Origin of the sequence: Micromonospora sp. NPDC005172 (genome assembly GCF_040608555.1) — a bacterium.
GTDB lineage: Bacteria > Actinomycetota > Actinomycetes > Mycobacteriales > Micromonosporaceae > Micromonospora.
Window position 1 is genome coordinate 56,043 of record NZ_JBEXIL010000016.1, and the last position, 15,701, is coordinate 71,743.

A 15,701-nucleotide genomic window follows, 5' to 3' on the forward strand; every position below is an offset into this window, starting at 1 on the left:
GGAGGGTAAGCGGGGGGCCGAGCTGGAAAGGGGTCGAGCATGCAGCTGTCCTTCCTGCGCCCGCTCTACGACCGACCCGGGCCGTGGTGCTCGGTGTACCTGGACGCCTCCGCGGACACGGAGGACGCCCACCCGGCGCTGGACCTGCGCTGGCGCGCCCTGGAACGTCGCCTGGCCGAACAGGGGGCGGACGAGGCGAGCGTCGCCGCGCTGGACCGGGTGATCCGGGGCCACGACCCCATGGTCGGGGACTACGGCCTGGCGGTCTTCGCGAGCCACGGCCGGGTGGTGCTCTCCGAGTACCTGTCCGCGCCACCGCTGCGCGACCTGGCGAGCTTCGGGCCGTTGCCGCACGTCATGCCGCTGCTCGCCCAGCGCGGCGAACAGGTGGCGTGGGTCCGGGTGGTGGCCGACCGCACCGGGGGCGACGCCGTGGCGGTCAGCGCGGGCGGGGTGCCCCGACGGGCGCACGTGGCCGGCCGGGAGAGCTTCCCGCTGCGCCGCGTCCAGCCCGGAGGGTGGTCCCAGTCGCGCTACCAACGGGCCGCCATGGAGGCGTGGCACCAGAACGCCGGCGACGTCACCGCCGCCACCGTGGAGCTGGCCGACCGGGTCGGCGCCGACGTCGTGGTGGTGGCCGGTGACGTCCGGGCCACCGGGATGATCGCCGCCCAGATGCCGGAGCGCTGGCAGGACCTGGTCGTCCGCACGGACGCGGGGTCCCGGGCCGGCGGCGCCGACCAGACGATGCTGGACGACCTGACAGTGCAGACCATCGCGGAGGTCGCCGACCAGCGGATCACTGCCGCGCTCGACCGGTTCGGCGTGCAGCAGGACGTCGGCGCCGGCCTCGACGCGGTCGTGTCGGCCCTGCAACGCAACCAGGTCGACACGATGCTCATCGTCGACGACCCGTCCGCCAACGGGGAGCTGTGGATCGGCCCCGAGCCGACCGAGATCGCCGTCGACCCGGCCGAGCTGAGCGCGATGTCGGTCGGCGACCCGCAGCGGGTACGCGCCGACGCGGCGCTGGTCCGGGCGCTGGTCGGCACCGACGCGGCGCTGACGGTGCTCGGCGCGGACGAGGCGCCGCAGCTCACCGACGGCGTCGGCGCGGTCCTGCGCTACGTCGACGAGGGCACCCCGGGACGCGGCAATGGCTGAGCGCCGTGTCGCGGACCTGGTGGTCGACCGGCTGCGGGCCTGGCGGATCCCGCGCGTCTTCGGCTACCCCGGCGAGGCGATCGCCCCGCTGATCGAGGCGCTGGAACGCTCCGGGGGCGACCCGGCGTTCGTCCCGGCCCGGCACGAGGAGACCGCCTCGTTCATGGCCACCGGGCACGCCAAGTTCACCGGCGGCATCGGGGTCTGCCTGGCCACCCAGGGACCGAGCGCGGTGCAACTGCTCAACGGCCTGTACGACGCCAAGCTCGACAGCAAGCCGGTCGTGGCGATCGTCGGTGAGGACATCACCGGGCCGCTCGGCGGCGCGCACCAGCAGATCGGGTTGAGCCGGCTCTTCGGCGACGTGTGCAACCAGTTCGTCCAGTACGGCCGCAGTCCCCGGTCGGTACCCGCGCTGCTCGACCAGGCGTTCCGCACCGCGGCCGCGACCCGCAGTCCGACCTGCGTGGTGCTGCCCCGGGATCTGCAGGAGTCCCTGGTGCCCGACCTGGGCACGCACGCGGCGGGCGTGATCACGGCGACTCCCGGTGAGCCGCTGGCCCGGGTGCTGCCCCACGAGGCGGACCTCGACGCCGCCGCACAGGTGCTCGGCAACGGTCAGCGGACGGCGATCCTGGTGGGCCAGGGCGGCCGGGGCGCCGCCGCCGAGATCGTCGAGCTGGCCGACCGGCTCGGCGCCGGGGTGGCGACGTCGCTGCTGGGCAAACCGATCCTGGACGAGCGACTGCCGTTCCACGCCGGGGTGCTCGGCGAGGTCGGCACACCCGCGGCGGCCGAGCTGATGGGCGGGTGCGACACGCTGCTGCTGGTCGGCACGAACGACCCGTGGACCGACTACTTCCCGATGCCGGACCAGGCCCGTACGGTGCAGATCGACATCGACGGCACCCGCATCGGCAGCCGGTATCCGGCCGACGTGCCGCTGGTCGGTGACGCCACCGAGACGCTGCGGGCCCTGCTGGCCCGGGTGCCCGCCCGGCCCCACGAGCAGTGGCGGGCGACGGTGGAGAGCGCTGTCGACCGTTGGCGTGCCACCGCAGCCGATCGGGCCGCCGCGCCGGCCGAACCGATCAACCCCCAGCTCGTGCTCCAGGAACTGTCCACGCGGGTGCCGCACGCCGGGTCGGTCGCGGTCGACGTCGGCTCGGTCCTCTACTGGTACGCCCGGCACCTCGTCCTGCCGCCCGGAGTGAACGCCCAGCTGTGCGGCACGCTCGGCTCGATGGGCTGCGCCCTGCCGTACGCGGTGGCCGCCAAGCTCGCCGCGCCCGACGCGCCGGTGGTCGCGCTGCTCGGCGATGGGGCCATGCAGCTCAACGGTCTCGCCGAGCTGATCACGGTGTCGCACCACTGGCAGGACTGGGCCGATCCACGGTTGGTGGTGCTCGTACTCAACAACCGTGACCACAACGGCATGGGCGGTGGACGGGAGCCGTCGACGGACCCGATGCGGCGTCGCCCCGACGTGCCGTACGCGGGCTGGGCCCGGCTGCTCGGGCTGCACGGCGTCCGGGTGGACCGCCCGGAGCTGGTGGGCGCGGCCTGGGACGAGGCGCTTGCCGCGGACCGTCCCTGCGTCCTGGAGGCGGTCGTCGACCCGTCGGTGTCGCTGGCACCGCCGGAGCCCGCCTTCGCCGACCTGCGTGGCCTGTACGACGAGGGGGAACCGGCCCGGCGCGTCCGCGAGCAGGTCGAACTGGCCGTGGCCGTGGAGGATCTCGTTTAGGCAGGTGCCGCCAGGGCATCAGTAGCGGCCCGACGACGCTGGAGGACACATGCCGGAGCCCGCTGACCGTCCCTACGGTCCCGCGCCCCTGCCGCAGCCGCGCGGCCCGTTGTCGGCGGCGCTGACCGACGCGCTGCGCCGTGCGCCGCACGACCTGCCGTCGGACCTCGGCCTCCGCGTCGACCTCGATGCCGACCCGGCGGGGGCGCTCACCGACGAGGACCTCCAGTTGACCCTGTTCCTCTGCTACGAGCTGCACTACCGGGGCTGGCAGGGCGTCGACGAGAGCTGGGAGTGGCAGCCCACCCTGCTGGCCCTGCGGGCCCGCGCCGAACGACCCTTCGAGGAGGCGCTGCGCCGGCTGGCCGATGTGCGGGCAGTGCCGACCGGAGGCGTCGCGGTCGGGCTGGCCGAGCTGGTCGCGGCCGACGACGGACCACCCTTGGCCGCCACGCTCCAACGGCGCGCCGACCTCACCCAGTTCCGCGAGTTCGTCGCCCACCGCTCCGTCTACCACCTGCGGGAGGCGGACCCGCACAGCTGGGCGTTGCCGCGCCTCGGCGGCCCCGCGAAAGCCGCCCTGGTGGAGATCCAGACCGACGAGTACGGCAACGGTCGGCTGGACCGGATGCACGCGGAGCTGTTCCGGCGCACCCTCGACCGGCTGGGCATGGACACCGGCTACGGGGCGTACCTCGACGCGGTGCCCGCCGTGACGCTGGCGACCAACAACCTGATGTCGCTGTTCGGGCTGCACCGACGGCTGCGTGGGGCGCTGCTCGGGCACCTGGCGGCCTTCGAGATGACCTCGTCCCTGCCGAACCGCCGCTACGGCAACGGGCTGCGCCGCCTCGGCCTGGACGAGGTGGCCACCCGCTTCTACGACGAGCACGTGGAGGCCGACGCGGTGCACGAGCAGATCGCCGCGCACGACCTGTGCGGCGGCCTGGTCCGGACCGAGCCGGCGCTCGCCCCCGACGTGCTCTTCGGCGCGGCGGCGGCCCTCGCGGTCGACCGGCTCTTCGCGGGTCACCTGCTGGACAGGTGGGCCGCCGGCCACAGCTCGCTGCGAGCACCCGCCCTGCCGGCGCCGCCGACCCCACCGCCCACCGTCCCGCTCGTCGGGTCGAGCGCGGTGGCCGCCGCGGCCCCGGTGGTTGCGCGGGAGCCGATCGCGCTCGTCTGACCCGGAAGGCTCGGCGCAGCCGCTGGACCGCCCGGGGTCCACGCGGTGCGCTGTTGTCCTTCGCTCTGCTTCCACCGAGGCAACACTGAGGTCATCGGGTCATCGGGTCATCGGGTCACCGGGTCACCGGGTCGTCGGCGGTGCCGGGGGGTCGGGCCGGTGCGCCTTCGTCCTTTGCTCTGCTTCAACCGAGGCGACAGTGACGGGCCGTCCGTGTTGCGTCCGTTGAAGCAGAGCAAAGGGAGCGGACCTGGTGGGGCCCCGTCGAGGCCGCCGCGCCCGTCGTTGGTCGGTGGGAGGGCCGCCGCGCTCGTGGCAGGGTTCGACGGCGTCGGCTCACCCCTCGCGGTTGGTGCCCGCGCGGAAGTTGATCGCCTTGTGGGTGCCGTCGCAGAACGGCTTGAGGGCCGACTTGCCGCAGCGGCAGAGCGCCACCGTGCCCCGGCGGGCGTCAATCCGCTCGCCGTCCGGGGTCACCAGCTCGAAGTCGCCCCGGACGAGCAGCGGACCGTCCTCGTACGGGGTGATCGTGGCGGCAGCGGGCTCGCTGGTGTCGTCGGTGCGCATGGGCCCGGATGTGCCCGCCGCAGCCCCGGTGAAACCTGCGCGACCGATCGCCGGTGATGACCCGCGCACCCTGCTGACCAGGCGGATTGTGCCGCCGGGTGGGTGATGCCCCGTTTGAACCCCATCGGGACGGGAAGCCGGGCCGCGTGGTGAGCGAACGAGGCAAGGTGGGGCCGGTGCACAAGGTGCGCAAGGGGCTCACGGCCGATGGCGCCGGTCTGGCCGGCGACCGGGTCGTGGCTCAGGGCAGCGCCGCCCGTGTGCTGGTCGCCGCCACCGCCCGGGCGCTGCGTGGCGTGGACTGCGCCGACCTCGGACAGACCGGGCCGATCTCGCGGTTCCCGGCGGCGCCCGAGCCGGTACGCCGGGCCGCGGCGACGCGGGCCGCCGGCCGGGTTGCCCTCACCGCCGACCAGGTCGGTGAGGTGGACGCCGCCCGGGTGGCCCGTTGGTTCGTTGACCAGTACCCGCGCCGGAGCTACCCCGGTGTGGTCATCGGCTCGCCGCACGGGGCGGCGGCACACCTCGCGGTGGCCCTCGGCGTGCCGTGGTTGCCCGTCGGCTTCGAGATGACCGCGCACTGGAGCGACGGGGCCGTGGACCGTCCCCGCGAGGCGCTGGAACACGGGCACTCTCTCGCCGAGCGACTGCTCGCCGGCAACCCCGACGTGCACGTGCGTCAGGTGCACTGCCCGGCCAGCCGGGGGCCTCTGACCGGCGTGACGGTGTCGTTGGCCGCCCGCTGGCGGGCGCTGCCGGCCGCGTACGCGCAGTTCCTGGGCGACCGGCTGAGCGCCGACGCTCCGGTTCTGCTGGTGCGTGACGCGCGTACCTGGCCGGTGCTGGAACGTGGCCCGGGGCACAGCTTCCAGGTCGGCTGCCCGGCCAGCGGGCTGGACCCGGTGGACTTCCACCCCGACAGTCACGCCCTGCGGCAGGTGCTGCGCGCGATGGGCGGGGACGCCGCCCGGTGGGCGCCGCCGGAGGTGTCGGTGCCGTCGGGCGACGCGGAGCACGGCATGGACCCCGGCTTCGAGGACGCCGCGCAGGACTTCGCGGCCCGTCACGGACACCCGGTGCGCCGGATACTGGTGCCCCGGCCGGCGGCGTTGAGCGCCGCTGTGGCCGACCTCTACCGGCGCTGGCTGCGAGCCGCCGGCAAGACCGGTGACCGGTTGGTGGTCGAATGCGGCCGGCTGCTCGATCCGTGGCAGGTGGTGCGTGCGGGGCTCGTGCCGTACTGGTGTGAGAACGCGACCCGCCGCAGCGTGGACGAGGCCGAGTGGTGGCTGGCCGGCAGCGAGGCCTTCAGCTCGGTGGACGTCCTGCCCGAGCCGCCCGGCATGCGCTCGCCCGCCCTGGCGGGCCTTCCGCAGTGGTTGGCGGTCGCCGGCTTCGGACGGCGGCGGCGGGCGCTGGACCGGACCTCCGCGCGGGGCTACCCGGTGACGTCGGTGCCGACGCGCCGGGCCACCGAGGTGCTGCGGGCGCAGCCGTACGACCTGCCCGCGCCGCCCCCGCTGGGGGTCGCCGAGGCACTGTCGGTGCTCCGTGACACCGGCGGCCACCAGGGGTTGCTCGTCTCCTGAGGGGAGGACGCCGAAACTTCCTCGCGAACCCGGGGTCTCGTGATTGAGTACCTACGGAGCGGGAACATCGCTGGCTGCGACGAACTTATCGCGCTGCGTAGAGATGTTGTCGCCCGCTGGCATCCCAGTCACTGACCCACTTTCCGGCCCGGTGCGTGGCTCGACCACGCGCACGACCGGTTTCCCGATCCGGGCGGGGGACCTTCCTGAGGGAGGCGCGGATGTTCGGACAGACGAGCACGACCACGACCACGACCACACCACCACCCACCGAGCGCGGTCTCGAGGACCTCGACGCGGCGGCGCTGGCGTACGCGGCCCGGATCGAAGGGCTGCCGCCGGAGCGGCGACAGGAGGCACGGGACGACCTGGTCCGGTTCGCGCTGCCGTTCGCCGGCCGGCTGGCCCGCCGGTACCGGGGGCGGGGCGAACCGCTGGAGGACCTGGAGCAGGTGGCCCGGCTCGGCCTGGTCAACGCCGTCGACCGGTACGACCCGGAACGGGGTTCGTTCACCGCGTACGCGGCGATCACCATCGTCGGGGAGATCAAGCGCCACTTCCGGGACCGCACCTGGGGCGTGCACGTGCCCCGACGGCTGCGCGACCTGATCCTCGAGGTGGGACAGGCCACCGCGGCGTTGACCAGCGAGCTGTCCCGGGCACCGTCGGTGGCCGAGCTGTCGGCCCGGCTGGAGACGCCGGAGGAGGAGATCCTGGCGGCGTTGGAGTCGGCGGCCGGCTACAGTCCGGCGTCGCTGAACGCGCCGGTGGGCGGTGAGAGTTCGGCGGAGTTCGGTGACCTGGTCGGCGAATCGGACAACGCCCTGGAATCGGTCGACGACCGGGTGACGGTGAGCGGTCTGCTGCACCGGCTGCCCTGGCGCGAGCGCCGCATTCTCGCCATGCGCTTCTACGGCAACCAGACCCAGGCGGAGATCGCCGCCCGCTTCGGCATCTCCCAGATGCACGTGTCCCGACTGCTGTCGCGGGCGCTGACCTGGTTGCGGCAGGCCATGCTCGCGGACGCTCCGCCGCCCTGGCAGAACGGCGCCGCCGAACCGGACCCGGGCAAGACCCGCATCTCGGTACGGCAGAACGGCGACCGGGTGGTCGTCGAGGTCGGCGGAGAGGTGGACCGCGACGGGGCGGACCAGTTGCGCCGAGCGATGCTGGAGGCCGTGACGGGCCAGCCGAGGGAGGTCGTCGTCGACCTGGTCGGCGCGGGCGGCTTCGACGCCGGCGGGATCGCCGCGCTCGTGGCGGGGCGGGAGGCGGCGGAGCGCACCGGTGTGCCGCTGCGGCTGACCCGGGTGCAGCCGGCGGTGCGCCGCTCGATCACCGCCGCCGGGCTGTCGCCCACCAGGGACTGACCGGCCGACGACCACGAAGGGGCCCACACCCTCGCGGTGTGGGCCCCTTTGACGCGTACCGACGCTCAGTGCTTTTCGCCCTCGTCCTCGCCGTGCGGGTGCCGCCAGCGTTCGTGCGGCTTCGGCGCGTCCTGCGCGTCCTTCGGCGCGTCGCTCTGCTCGAAGCTCGGTCGGCGCACGCCCTCGGGCTCGGGCACGTCCACCGGCCGGGCGCCGGACTCGGGGGCCGGCTGGTATTTGGCGGCTTCCGTGGCACCGTGCGCGCCCTCGGCGGCGGGCGACTCCGGCGCGTGGTGTTCCAGGTGGATCTCGTCGCCGAAGTGCTGCGGCGGCTTCGTCGTGCGTTGCGGCAGGTCGCGGCCCAGGTCGGCGACGAGGGGGCCGTACTTCAGGTCGAACGCCGGACGCTCCGAGCGGATGCGGGGCATCTTGTCGAAGTTGCGCAGCGGTGGCGGGCACGTGGTCGCCCACTCGAGGGAGTTGCCGAAGCCCCACGGGTCGTCCACCGTGACCATCGCCCCGTACCGCCAGGACTTCCAGGCGTTGTAGATGAAGAACAGCGTGGACAGGCCGAGGATGAAGGCGAAGATGCTGGAGATGGTGTTCAGCGTGGTGAAGCCGTCGGTGGGCAGGTAGTCGGCGTACCGGCGGGGCATGCCCTCGGCGCCCAGCCAGTGGTGCACCAGGAAGGTGCCGTGGAAGCCGATGAACATCGTCCAGAAGTGCGCCTTGCCGAGCCGCTCGTCGAGCAGCCGCCCGGTCATCTTGGGCCACCAGAAGTAGTAGCCGCCGAAGAGCGCGAAGACGACCGTGCCGAACACGACGTAGTGGAAGTGCGCCACCACGAAGTAGCTGTCGTGGGTGTGGAAGTCGGCCGGCGGGCTGGCCAGCAGCACCCCGGTGAGGCCACCGAGGAGGAAGGTGACCAGGAAGCCGATGGCGAACAGCATCGGCGTCTCGAAGGTGAGTTGCCCCTTCCACATGGTGCCGATCCAGTTGAAGAACTTCACGCCGGTGGGCACCGCGATCAGGTAGCTCAGGATGCTGAAGAACGGCAACAGCACCTGGCCGGTGGCGAACATGTGGTGCGCCCACACCGTCATGGACAGCACGGTGATGGCGATGGTGGCCAGCACGATCCCGGTGTAGCCGAACAGCGGTTTGCGGGAGAACACCGGGATGATCTCGGTGATGATGCCGAAGAACGGCAACGCGATGATGTAGACCTCGGGATGACCGAAGAACCAGAACAGGTGCTGCCAGAGCATCGGCCCGCCGGTGGCGGGGTCGTAGACGTGCGCGTTGACCAGCCGGTCGGCGGAGAGCGCCAGCAGCGCGGCGGCCAGCAGCGGGAACACGAGGATCACGAGCACGCTGGTGAACAGCATGTTCCAGGTGAAGATCGGCATCCGGAACAGGGTCATGCCGGGCGCGCGCAGGGTGAGGATCGTGGTGATCAGGTTGACCGCGCCGAGGATGGTGCCCAGGCCGGAGATGACCAGGCCGAGCACCCACATGTTCGCGCCCACGCCGGGGCTGTGGTCCACGTCGCTGAGCGGGCTGTACGCGGTCCAGCCGAAGTCCGCCGAGCCGCCCGGCGTGATGAACCCGCCGATGACCATGAGCCCACCGAACAGGTACAGCCAGTAGGCCAGCGCGTTGAGCCGGGGGAACGACACGTCCGGCGCGCCGATCTGGATCGGCACGATGAAGTTGGCGAATCCGAAGGCGGCGGGCGTGGCGAACAGCAGGAGCATCACCGCGCCGTGCGAGGTGAAGAGCTGGTTGTACTGCTCGGAGGAGAGGAACTGCAGGCCCGGTCGGGCCAATTCGGCGCGCATCACCATCGCCTGCAGACCGGCCACCAGGAAGAATCCGAAGGAGGTCAGCAGGTACAGCAGACCGATCTGCTTGTGGTCGGTGGTGGCGAGGAACTTGATCAGGGAATTGCCGGGGACCGGCGTCCGCAGGGATCCGGGGAAGCCCCCGAAGCGGGCCGGTGCCAGGATCGCCGGGCCCCGATCGCGAACGGGTTCCGTGGTTACCCGCTTGGGCATGGCTGCTCACCCCGTCGTGACGGCGGAAAGGACGGGCGTGCCTACCCGACCCTCGCACCATGTAACCAGGCTTAAGCGGTAATTTCGGTCAGATCGCCGGTACCCGTCGAAGCGCCCCGAGTCGTCAGGCCGCCGGCAGTATCGCCCAGATGGCCTTGCCCTGGCCCGCCGGGACGCTGCCCCACCGCTGCGCCAGCTCGCGCACCAGGAGCAGTCCGCGACCGCCCTCGGCCCGCAGGTCCAGGCCGGCGAGTTCGGCCGTCGCCGGGCTGTCGTCCACCACGGCCAGGTGCAGGTACGGCCGACGCAGGGTCACCGTCACCTGCATGGGGGTGCCCACGTGCCGGACCACGTTGCCGACCAACTCGGTCAGCACGAGCGCGGCCGGGCCGGCCGCGTCGGGCAGGTTCCACCGGGCGCACGCGTCACCGACCAGCTCCCGGGCCCGCCGGCAGGCCTCCGCCACCGGCTCCAACCGGGCCCGGATCCGCAGCGCGCCCTCCGCGCCGGCCACCCTCGTCGCCTCCGCGCAGTCCCGCGAGACCGGGACCACCCGGCACGTCGTCGACTCGGCCAGCCACGCGGCGGCGGCCGGCGGCGGCGCGCACAACACCACTGGCACGGCCGGCCACTCCTCGGCACGTCGGGCCGTCGCCGCGAAGACCGACAGCGCGAGCCGGTCCCGCACGATCACCTGCGCGAGGTCGACCACCAACGCCTCGGGCTGGGCGGCCAGTGCGCCGTCCAGTGCCTGGTGCACCGAGCGCATGGTGCCCAGGTCCAGGGCGCCGGTGAGCCGGACGACCGCCACCGGCGCGGACTCGCGCACCTCGCAGGTGATCCGGCTTACCATCCGCGCGCCCTCGATTCGCTGGTCGGTCGGGACCTGCCAACTACCCGGGGCCCCACGGCGCCAAACCGGATCGATCGCTCGGCGCGACGGGGATCACCCTGATCCGGCAGGTCAGCGCCGGGGTCGCGCGGTCAGCAGACCCAGCGCGATCAGACCGAGGCCCAGGCCGAGATGCAGCCAGTCGTCGGCGGGGTTGACCGGCAGCACGTTCGCGCCGGTGTCGTGGTCAACCGCCAGGCCGTACAGCCAGAGCGCCAGGTAGACCGCGCCGCCGCCGACGAGGAAGGTCCGCGCGCCGCCGACGGTCCGCGCCAGCGCCAGGCCGACGACCCCGAACAGCAGGTGTACGAGGTTGTGCAGCACCGACACCTGAAAGGCGCCGAACAGGAACGCGCCCGAGGAGTGCCCGGCGAAGCGCAGGTCGTCCGTGCCACTGGTGATCCCGGGGACGAATCCGAGCACACCGACCAGGAGGAACAGTACGGACGCGGCGCTCGCCGCCCGGCGTACCGGAGGCTTGCCGTCGGCCGGGTTGGCCCGCGCCCGGGAGTGCGCCATCGGTCCGACCATCACCGGCTCCCTCGCTGCGCGGCAGGCGTGAGCGGTGCGCCTACCCGTCGCCGCCGGCGGCAAACGCGCTGGCGGCGACGGGCTGTGGCTCAGACCGGTTGCAGGCGGGGCGCGGCGGACAGGTCGCGGACCCGCTGGTACAGCTCGACGTAGCGCTGGGCCATCACCGCGGGCGTGAACCGCTGCGCGGCCGCCCGTCGGCACTCCTGCGGGTCGAGCAGGTCGGCGGCCAGCACCAGATCGGCCAGCTCGTCCTCGTCGACGGTGAGCAGGCCGGTACGACCGTGCTCGATCAACTCGGGCAGGCAACCCCGGGCGGTGGCCACCACCGGCGTTCCCAGGGCCAGCGACTCGACCACGGCCGTGCCGCCGGGCTCCTCCCAGCGCAGCGGGAACAGCGACGCGCGGGCGGTGGCCAGCAGGTCGTCGCGCTCCTGCCCGGCCACGGTGCCGATCCAGCGCACGAGGTCGCCGTCGACGTGCGGCGCCACCTCGTCGAGGAAGAACCGCACGTCCGGGTTCTGCCGGGCCTCGTCACCCGCGGCGGCGAGGTCGGCCGGGCGGTGGTAGGGACCCACGGGACCGGCCAGCACCAGCGGTACGCCGATCCGCTGCGCGAGCCGCGCGCCGACGTCCTGCCCCTTGCCGGGGTTGATCCGACCGAGGATGAGCAGGTGCTCGCCCTTGCTCGGTCCCGGCTGCCGGTCGGCGTCCACGGCGAGCGGCGTGGACAGGTGCACGTGACCCACCGAGTGCTCGCGCAGCGCCAGTGGCGCCCGGGCGAGCTGGGACGCCGAGACTCCGTTGACCCGGACCCGGTCGCCGCCGTCCAGGTTGCCGTACAGCGCGGGGTGCTTGGCCAGGTCCCAGTGCAGGGTGTGCAGGACAGGTGGCCCGGACGGCCCCATCGCGGTGAGGGTGGCCAGCCCGACCGCCTCCACGTGGTCGTGCACCAGGTCGATGTCGTCGCGGGAGCGCAACTCGCGGACCACCCCGGCCAAGTGCGCCTGTGCGATGCCGCAGACCTGGTTGTACGGCCGTTGCAGCGCGGCGAACTGCCCGTCGGCGAAGACCGACATCTTCTCGTCCACCGGCAGGTCGCTGGACTCCACCGAGGCGAGGACCACCCGCACGCCGAGCCGCCGCAGTTCCGGCACCAGGGTGGCGATCACGTTCTCGATGCCGCCGTACCCCGGTGGGGGCACCGACAGCCACGGGCCGGCGTTCATCAGCACGGTGAGGCTCATCGGTGGTCCTTCCGTACGACGCCCAGCCGGCGCGCCACGGCCCTCACGCCGCGGCCACCCGTCGGCGGGGGACCCGGTGGCGCAGTTCGGCCAGCGGCGGTCGCTCGTCGATGGAGACGTCGCTGACCACGATCTCCCGGTCGAGGTTCGGCAGCGCGTCGGAGCCACCCCGGCGGAACTGGGTCAGCAGCGCCTCCGGCATCAGGCCGGGGGTCGCCCAGCCGCGCTTCTGCAACCGGGACCACGCGGTCAGCATGATCTGCGCGGACATCCGGCCCAGAGCCGCCGTGTCCTGGTGACGGTGCTTGCGCTCGCCCAGGTCGACCTGCGCCAGCGCGTCCAGACCGACCAGGTCCAGCAGGTCGATCATCATGGCGGTCTCCACGCCGTACCCGGAGACGAACGGCACCCGGGACAGCACGTCGCGGCGGCCGGCGTACTCGCCGGCGAGCGGCTGCACGAAACCGGCCAGCTCGGGCCAGAACAGGTTGAGCAGCGGTCGAGCCATCAGCTCGGTCACCCGCCCACCGCCGTCCTGTTCCACAGTGGCGGTCCCCACCAGGGGCCGGTGATAGAAGCCCTTCACGAAGTCCACCGACGGGTCGGTGAGCAGCGGCCCGAGCAGGCCGGTGATGAAGTGCGGACGGAACTCCCGCAGGTCGGCGTCGACGAACGCCACCACGTCCCCCTCGGCGGCGGCGAGTCCTGCCCAGAGCGCGTCGCCCTTGCCGGTGAGCCGGGGCAGATCCCGGGTCATCGCGTCCTGGCTGACCACCTCCGCGCCGGCGGCCCGAGCCACCTGCGCGGTGCGGTCGGTCGACCGTGAATCCACCACGATCAACTCGTCGACGAGAGGCACCCGGTCCATCAGATGCTCCCGGATGGTCGACACGATCGCGCCGACCGTCGCCTCCTCGTTGCGCGCCGGCAGCACCACGCTGACCCGGCTTCCCCTCTTGGCTCGGAGCAGCCGGCGCGTCGGCCAGTCCGCCGCCGACGTGGTCCGGTACGTGGCCCACGCCTCCACTACCGGTGACACGGTCGTATCCCGCACGGGCACCCCCTCCGTTCGTGCGTGGAATAAGCAGGCCTGTAGTTCCCACTCGCCACCACGCGCTAACCGTTCCCAGGGCAACAGCTTGATCACGACGGTGACATCGGTGCGTTCCCGGGGGATGAACGTTTGATTGCGCGCAGCTGAGGGGACTGCTCCCATCGGAGTCGAAACGTTCTCGGAAGAGGTTGTGATGGTGAGATGCCGGGTGGGCCTGGTAGGGGCCGGCGGGGTGGCACAGCGCCACGCACGGGTGCTGTCCGGATTCGAGGACGTCGAATTCGTCGGGGTGACCGACGTGGTGCCGGAGGCGGCGTCCGCGCTGGTCGCGGAGCACGGGGGGCAGCACTTCGGTGATGTCGCCGAGCTGCTGGCCGCCGCCCCCGACGCGGTGTACGTGTGCGTGCCGCCCTTCGCGCACGGGCCCGCCGAGGAGGCCGTGGTCGACGCCGGAGTTCCGATGTTCGTGGAGAAGCCCGTCGCCGTCGACCTGGGCACGGCCGAGCGCATCGCCGACCTCGTCGCCCGGCGAGGGCTGCGCACCGCCGTCGGGCACCACTGGCGCTACCTGAGCGTGCTCGACCAGGCTCGTGACCTGCTCGCCGACCGTCCGGTGCGGATGGTCAGCGGCGCATGGCTGGACAAGGTGCCGCCGGTCGCCTGGTGGGCGCGGCGGGACCGCTCCGGCGGTCCGGTCGTCGAGCAGGCCGCCCACGTGCTGGACCTCATCCGGGTGCTGGCCGGCGAGGTGACCGAGGTCACCGCGTACGGCAACGGCACGCCACCGCCCGTCGACGGCGCCGACATCGACTCGGTGACCACCGCCACGCTGCGCTTCGCCAGCGGCGCGGTCGGCACCCTCAGCGCGGCCTGTGTGCTGGGCTGGAAGCACCGTGCCGGCCTGGAGATCCTCGCCGACGGGCTGGCCCTGTCGCTGGGCGAGGACGGTCTGTTGATCCGCGACTCCGACGGTGAGCGGCACGTTCCCGCCGATCCGGAGGCCGCCCGGGTGGCGGTGGACCGCGCGTTCGTCGACGCGGTCCGCGGTGTCGGCGACGACGTGCGCGTCCCGTACGCCGAGGCGCTGAACACCCAGCGGCTGGCCCTGGCGGTGGCCGACTCGGCCCGCAGTGGCCGGACGATCCGACTCACCACGCCCGTCGACTCGGACGCGCTGAGCACCGGGGTGACCGTCGATGCGTGATCGGGTGGTCGCGGTCACCGCCCCCGGTCGGGTGGAACTCGTCGAGCAGGACGCCGCAGCGCTGCGACCCGGCACCTTCCGCGTCGAGACGCTGTTCAGCGGCGTCTCCGCCGGCACCGAGCTGAGCTACGTCAAGGGCACGAACCCCTACCTGAACGTCACCTGGAACGCCGACCTGGGGCTCTTCGAACCCGGCGCGGCGAGCACCCCGTACCCGGTGACCCGGCTCGGTTACATGCAGGTGGGCCGTGTCGTGGAGAGCGCCACCCCGGCGGTCGCCGTCGGGGCTGTCGGCGCGATGACGTACGGGCATCGCACGGGCTGGCTGGCCGACCCGGTCGCCGAGCGGTTCGTGCCGCTGCCCGAGGACCTGGACCCGCTGCTCGGCGTCTACGTCGCGCACATGGGTCCGATCTGCGCCAACGGCCTGCTGCACGCCGCCGCCGACCTGAACGGCGCGGACGTCCGCTCGCTCGGCGACGGCGTACGCGGCCGGCGGGTCGCGGTGGTCGGCGCCGGGGTGGTGGGCCTGCTGACCGCGCTGCTGGCCCGGCGACACGGCGCCGCCTCGGTGGTGGTGCTCGACCCCACCCCGCAGCGCCGCCAGGTCGCCGACGCGCTCGGTCTGGAGACCCTCGACCCGGACGCGGACGACCCGGCCGTAATGCTCAAGACCCGGTGGGCGCACGTCGCCGGTGACCGGGGCGCCGACGTGGTGTTCCAGTGCCGGGGGCAGGCGTGGGCGTTGCAGCTCGCGCTGCGGTTGCTGCGCCCCCAGGGCACCGTCATCGACCTGGCCTTCTATCAGGGCGGTGCGGACGAGGTCCGGCTCGGCGAGGAGTTCCACCACAACGGGCTGGCCCTGCGCTGCGCCCAGATCGGGCGGGTGCCGCGCGGGCTCGCGCCCACCTGGGACCGCGAACGGCTCTCCGCCGAGACCATCGACCTCCTGCGGGCCTACGGGGACGCGATCCGCAAGCACCTCGTCTCGGCGGTGGTGCCCTTCGACGAGGCGCCCACTCTGCTCACCGACCTGGCCGAGCGCCGCCGGCAGGAGCTACAGGTGGTCCTTGCCCCCTGAGGCGCCCGCACG

General features: G+C 73.1%; 13 protein-coding genes. 7 read left to right on the top strand and 6 right to left on the bottom strand.

Going from position 1 to position 15,701, the window contains the following annotated elements; all coding sequences use genetic code 11:
• Positions 1–39 precede the first annotated feature (39 nt).
• Genes ABZV06_RS13800 through ABZV06_RS13810 form a run of 3 tightly spaced genes read left to right on the top strand, consistent with a single transcriptional unit; the run spans position 40 to position 4,097 of the window.
• A complete protein-coding gene (locus ABZV06_RS13800) occupies positions 40–1,164 on the top strand; it encodes a Vms1/Ankzf1 family peptidyl-tRNA hydrolase (RefSeq protein WP_355621351.1) in 1,125 nt (374 codons plus the stop codon).
• Complete coding sequence (locus ABZV06_RS13805) at positions 1,157–2,911, top strand: thiamine pyrophosphate-binding protein (protein WP_355233306.1); 1,755 nt, start codon at positions 1,157–1,159, stop codon at positions 2,909–2,911. Before ABZV06_RS13800 ends, ABZV06_RS13805 begins: the two co-directional genes overlap by 8 nt.
• A 49-nt stretch (positions 2,912–2,960) precedes the next feature.
• Positions 2,961–4,097, top strand: a complete 1,137-nt coding sequence (locus ABZV06_RS13810; protein WP_355621354.1) for an iron-containing redox enzyme family protein — start codon at positions 2,961–2,963, stop codon at positions 4,095–4,097.
• A gap of 336 nt (positions 4,098–4,433) precedes the next feature.
• On the opposite strand, the gene ABZV06_RS13815 is transcribed toward ABZV06_RS13810, so the two are convergent.
• A complete protein-coding gene (locus ABZV06_RS13815; RefSeq protein WP_355621357.1) occupies positions 4,434–4,664 on the bottom strand; it encodes a CDGSH iron-sulfur domain-containing protein in 231 nt (76 codons plus the stop codon).
• 185 nt (positions 4,665–4,849) lie between these two features.
• Here ABZV06_RS13815 and ABZV06_RS13820 point away from each other — a divergent pair, with 185 nt between their 5' ends.
• Both ABZV06_RS13820 and ABZV06_RS13825 read left to right on the top strand, forming a co-directional pair.
• Entirely contained in the window at positions 4,850–6,253 is a 1,404-nt protein-coding gene (locus ABZV06_RS13820; protein ID WP_355233694.1) for a hypothetical protein, read from the top strand.
• A 221-nt stretch (positions 6,254–6,474) separates the two neighbouring features.
• Positions 6,475–7,623, top strand: a complete 1,149-nt coding sequence (locus tag ABZV06_RS13825) for a SigB/SigF/SigG family RNA polymerase sigma factor (RefSeq protein ID WP_355233312.1) — start codon at positions 6,475–6,477, stop codon at positions 7,621–7,623.
• 65 nt (positions 7,624–7,688) lie between these two features.
• On the opposite strand, the gene ctaD is transcribed toward ABZV06_RS13825, so the two are convergent.
• The 5 genes from ctaD to ABZV06_RS13850 all read right to left on the bottom strand — a co-directional run bounded on the left by ctaD (position 7,689) and on the right by ABZV06_RS13850 (position 13,377).
• Positions 7,689–9,680: a cytochrome c oxidase subunit I gene (gene ctaD, locus ABZV06_RS13830; protein WP_355233314.1), complete on the bottom strand. Its 1,992-nt coding sequence runs from the start codon at positions 9,678–9,680 to the stop codon at positions 7,689–7,691.
• Between the two features lie 124 nt (positions 9,681–9,804).
• A complete protein-coding gene (locus ABZV06_RS13835) occupies positions 9,805–10,533 on the bottom strand; it encodes an STAS domain-containing protein (protein WP_355621360.1) in 729 nt (242 codons plus the stop codon).
• A 111-nt stretch (positions 10,534–10,644) separates the two neighbouring features.
• Positions 10,645–11,103 carry a DUF4383 domain-containing protein gene (locus ABZV06_RS13840; protein ID WP_355233318.1) on the bottom strand — a complete coding sequence of 153 codons (459 nt, stop codon included), beginning with the start codon at positions 11,101–11,103 and terminating at the stop codon, positions 10,645–10,647.
• A gap of 89 nt (positions 11,104–11,192) precedes the next feature.
• Positions 11,193–12,350: a glycosyltransferase gene (locus tag ABZV06_RS13845; protein ID WP_355621362.1), complete on the bottom strand. Its 1,158-nt coding sequence runs from the start codon at positions 12,348–12,350 to the stop codon at positions 11,193–11,195.
• 43 nt (positions 12,351–12,393) lie between these two features.
• Complete coding sequence (locus tag ABZV06_RS13850; RefSeq protein WP_355233696.1) at positions 12,394–13,377, bottom strand: glucosyl-3-phosphoglycerate synthase; 984 nt, start codon at positions 13,375–13,377, stop codon at positions 12,394–12,396.
• A 220-nt stretch (positions 13,378–13,597) separates the two neighbouring features.
• Here ABZV06_RS13850 and ABZV06_RS13855 point away from each other — a divergent pair, with 220 nt between their 5' ends.
• Together ABZV06_RS13855 and ABZV06_RS13860 are read left to right on the top strand one after the other, a co-directional pair.
• Positions 13,598–14,608 (top strand): Gfo/Idh/MocA family oxidoreductase, encoded by a 1,011-nt coding sequence (locus tag ABZV06_RS13855; RefSeq protein ID WP_355621365.1) that lies wholly within the window; start codon positions 13,598–13,600, stop codon positions 14,606–14,608.
• On the top strand, positions 14,601–15,689 hold the full coding sequence (locus ABZV06_RS13860) for a zinc-binding dehydrogenase (RefSeq protein ID WP_355621368.1): 1,089 nt from the start codon (positions 14,601–14,603) through the stop codon (positions 15,687–15,689). Before ABZV06_RS13855 ends, ABZV06_RS13860 begins: the two co-directional genes overlap by 8 nt.
• The last annotated feature ends 12 nt before the right edge of the window (positions 15,690–15,701 follow it).

Bases quoted from the DNA above. Each gene is read 5' to 3' on its own strand.
- ABZV06_RS13800 (WP_355621351.1), top strand. From the start codon at position 40: ATGCAGCTGTCCTTCCTGCGCCCGCTCTACGACCGACCCGGGCCGTGG.
- ABZV06_RS13805 (WP_355233306.1), top strand. From the start codon at position 1,157: ATGGCTGAGCGCCGTGTCGCGGACCTGGTGGTCGACCGGCTGCGGGCC.
- ABZV06_RS13810 (WP_355621354.1), top strand. From the start codon at position 2,961: ATGCCGGAGCCCGCTGACCGTCCCTACGGTCCCGCGCCCCTGCCGCAG.
- ABZV06_RS13815 (WP_355621357.1), bottom strand. From the start codon at position 4,664: ATGCGCACCGACGACACCAGCGAGCCCGCTGCCGCCACGATCACCCCG.
- ABZV06_RS13825 (WP_355233312.1), top strand. From the start codon at position 6,475: ATGTTCGGACAGACGAGCACGACCACGACCACGACCACACCACCACCC.
- ctaD (WP_355233314.1), bottom strand. From the start codon at position 9,680: ATGCCCAAGCGGGTAACCACGGAACCCGTTCGCGATCGGGGCCCGGCG.
- ABZV06_RS13835 (WP_355621360.1), bottom strand. From the start codon at position 10,533: ATGGTAAGCCGGATCACCTGCGAGGTGCGCGAGTCCGCGCCGGTGGCG.
- ABZV06_RS13840 (WP_355233318.1), bottom strand. From the start codon at position 11,103: ATGGTCGGACCGATGGCGCACTCCCGGGCGCGGGCCAACCCGGCCGAC.
- ABZV06_RS13845 (WP_355621362.1), bottom strand. From the start codon at position 12,350: ATGAGCCTCACCGTGCTGATGAACGCCGGCCCGTGGCTGTCGGTGCCC.
- ABZV06_RS13855 (WP_355621365.1), top strand. From the start codon at position 13,598: ATGGTGAGATGCCGGGTGGGCCTGGTAGGGGCCGGCGGGGTGGCACAG.
- ABZV06_RS13860 (WP_355621368.1), top strand. From the start codon at position 14,601: ATGCGTGATCGGGTGGTCGCGGTCACCGCCCCCGGTCGGGTGGAACTC.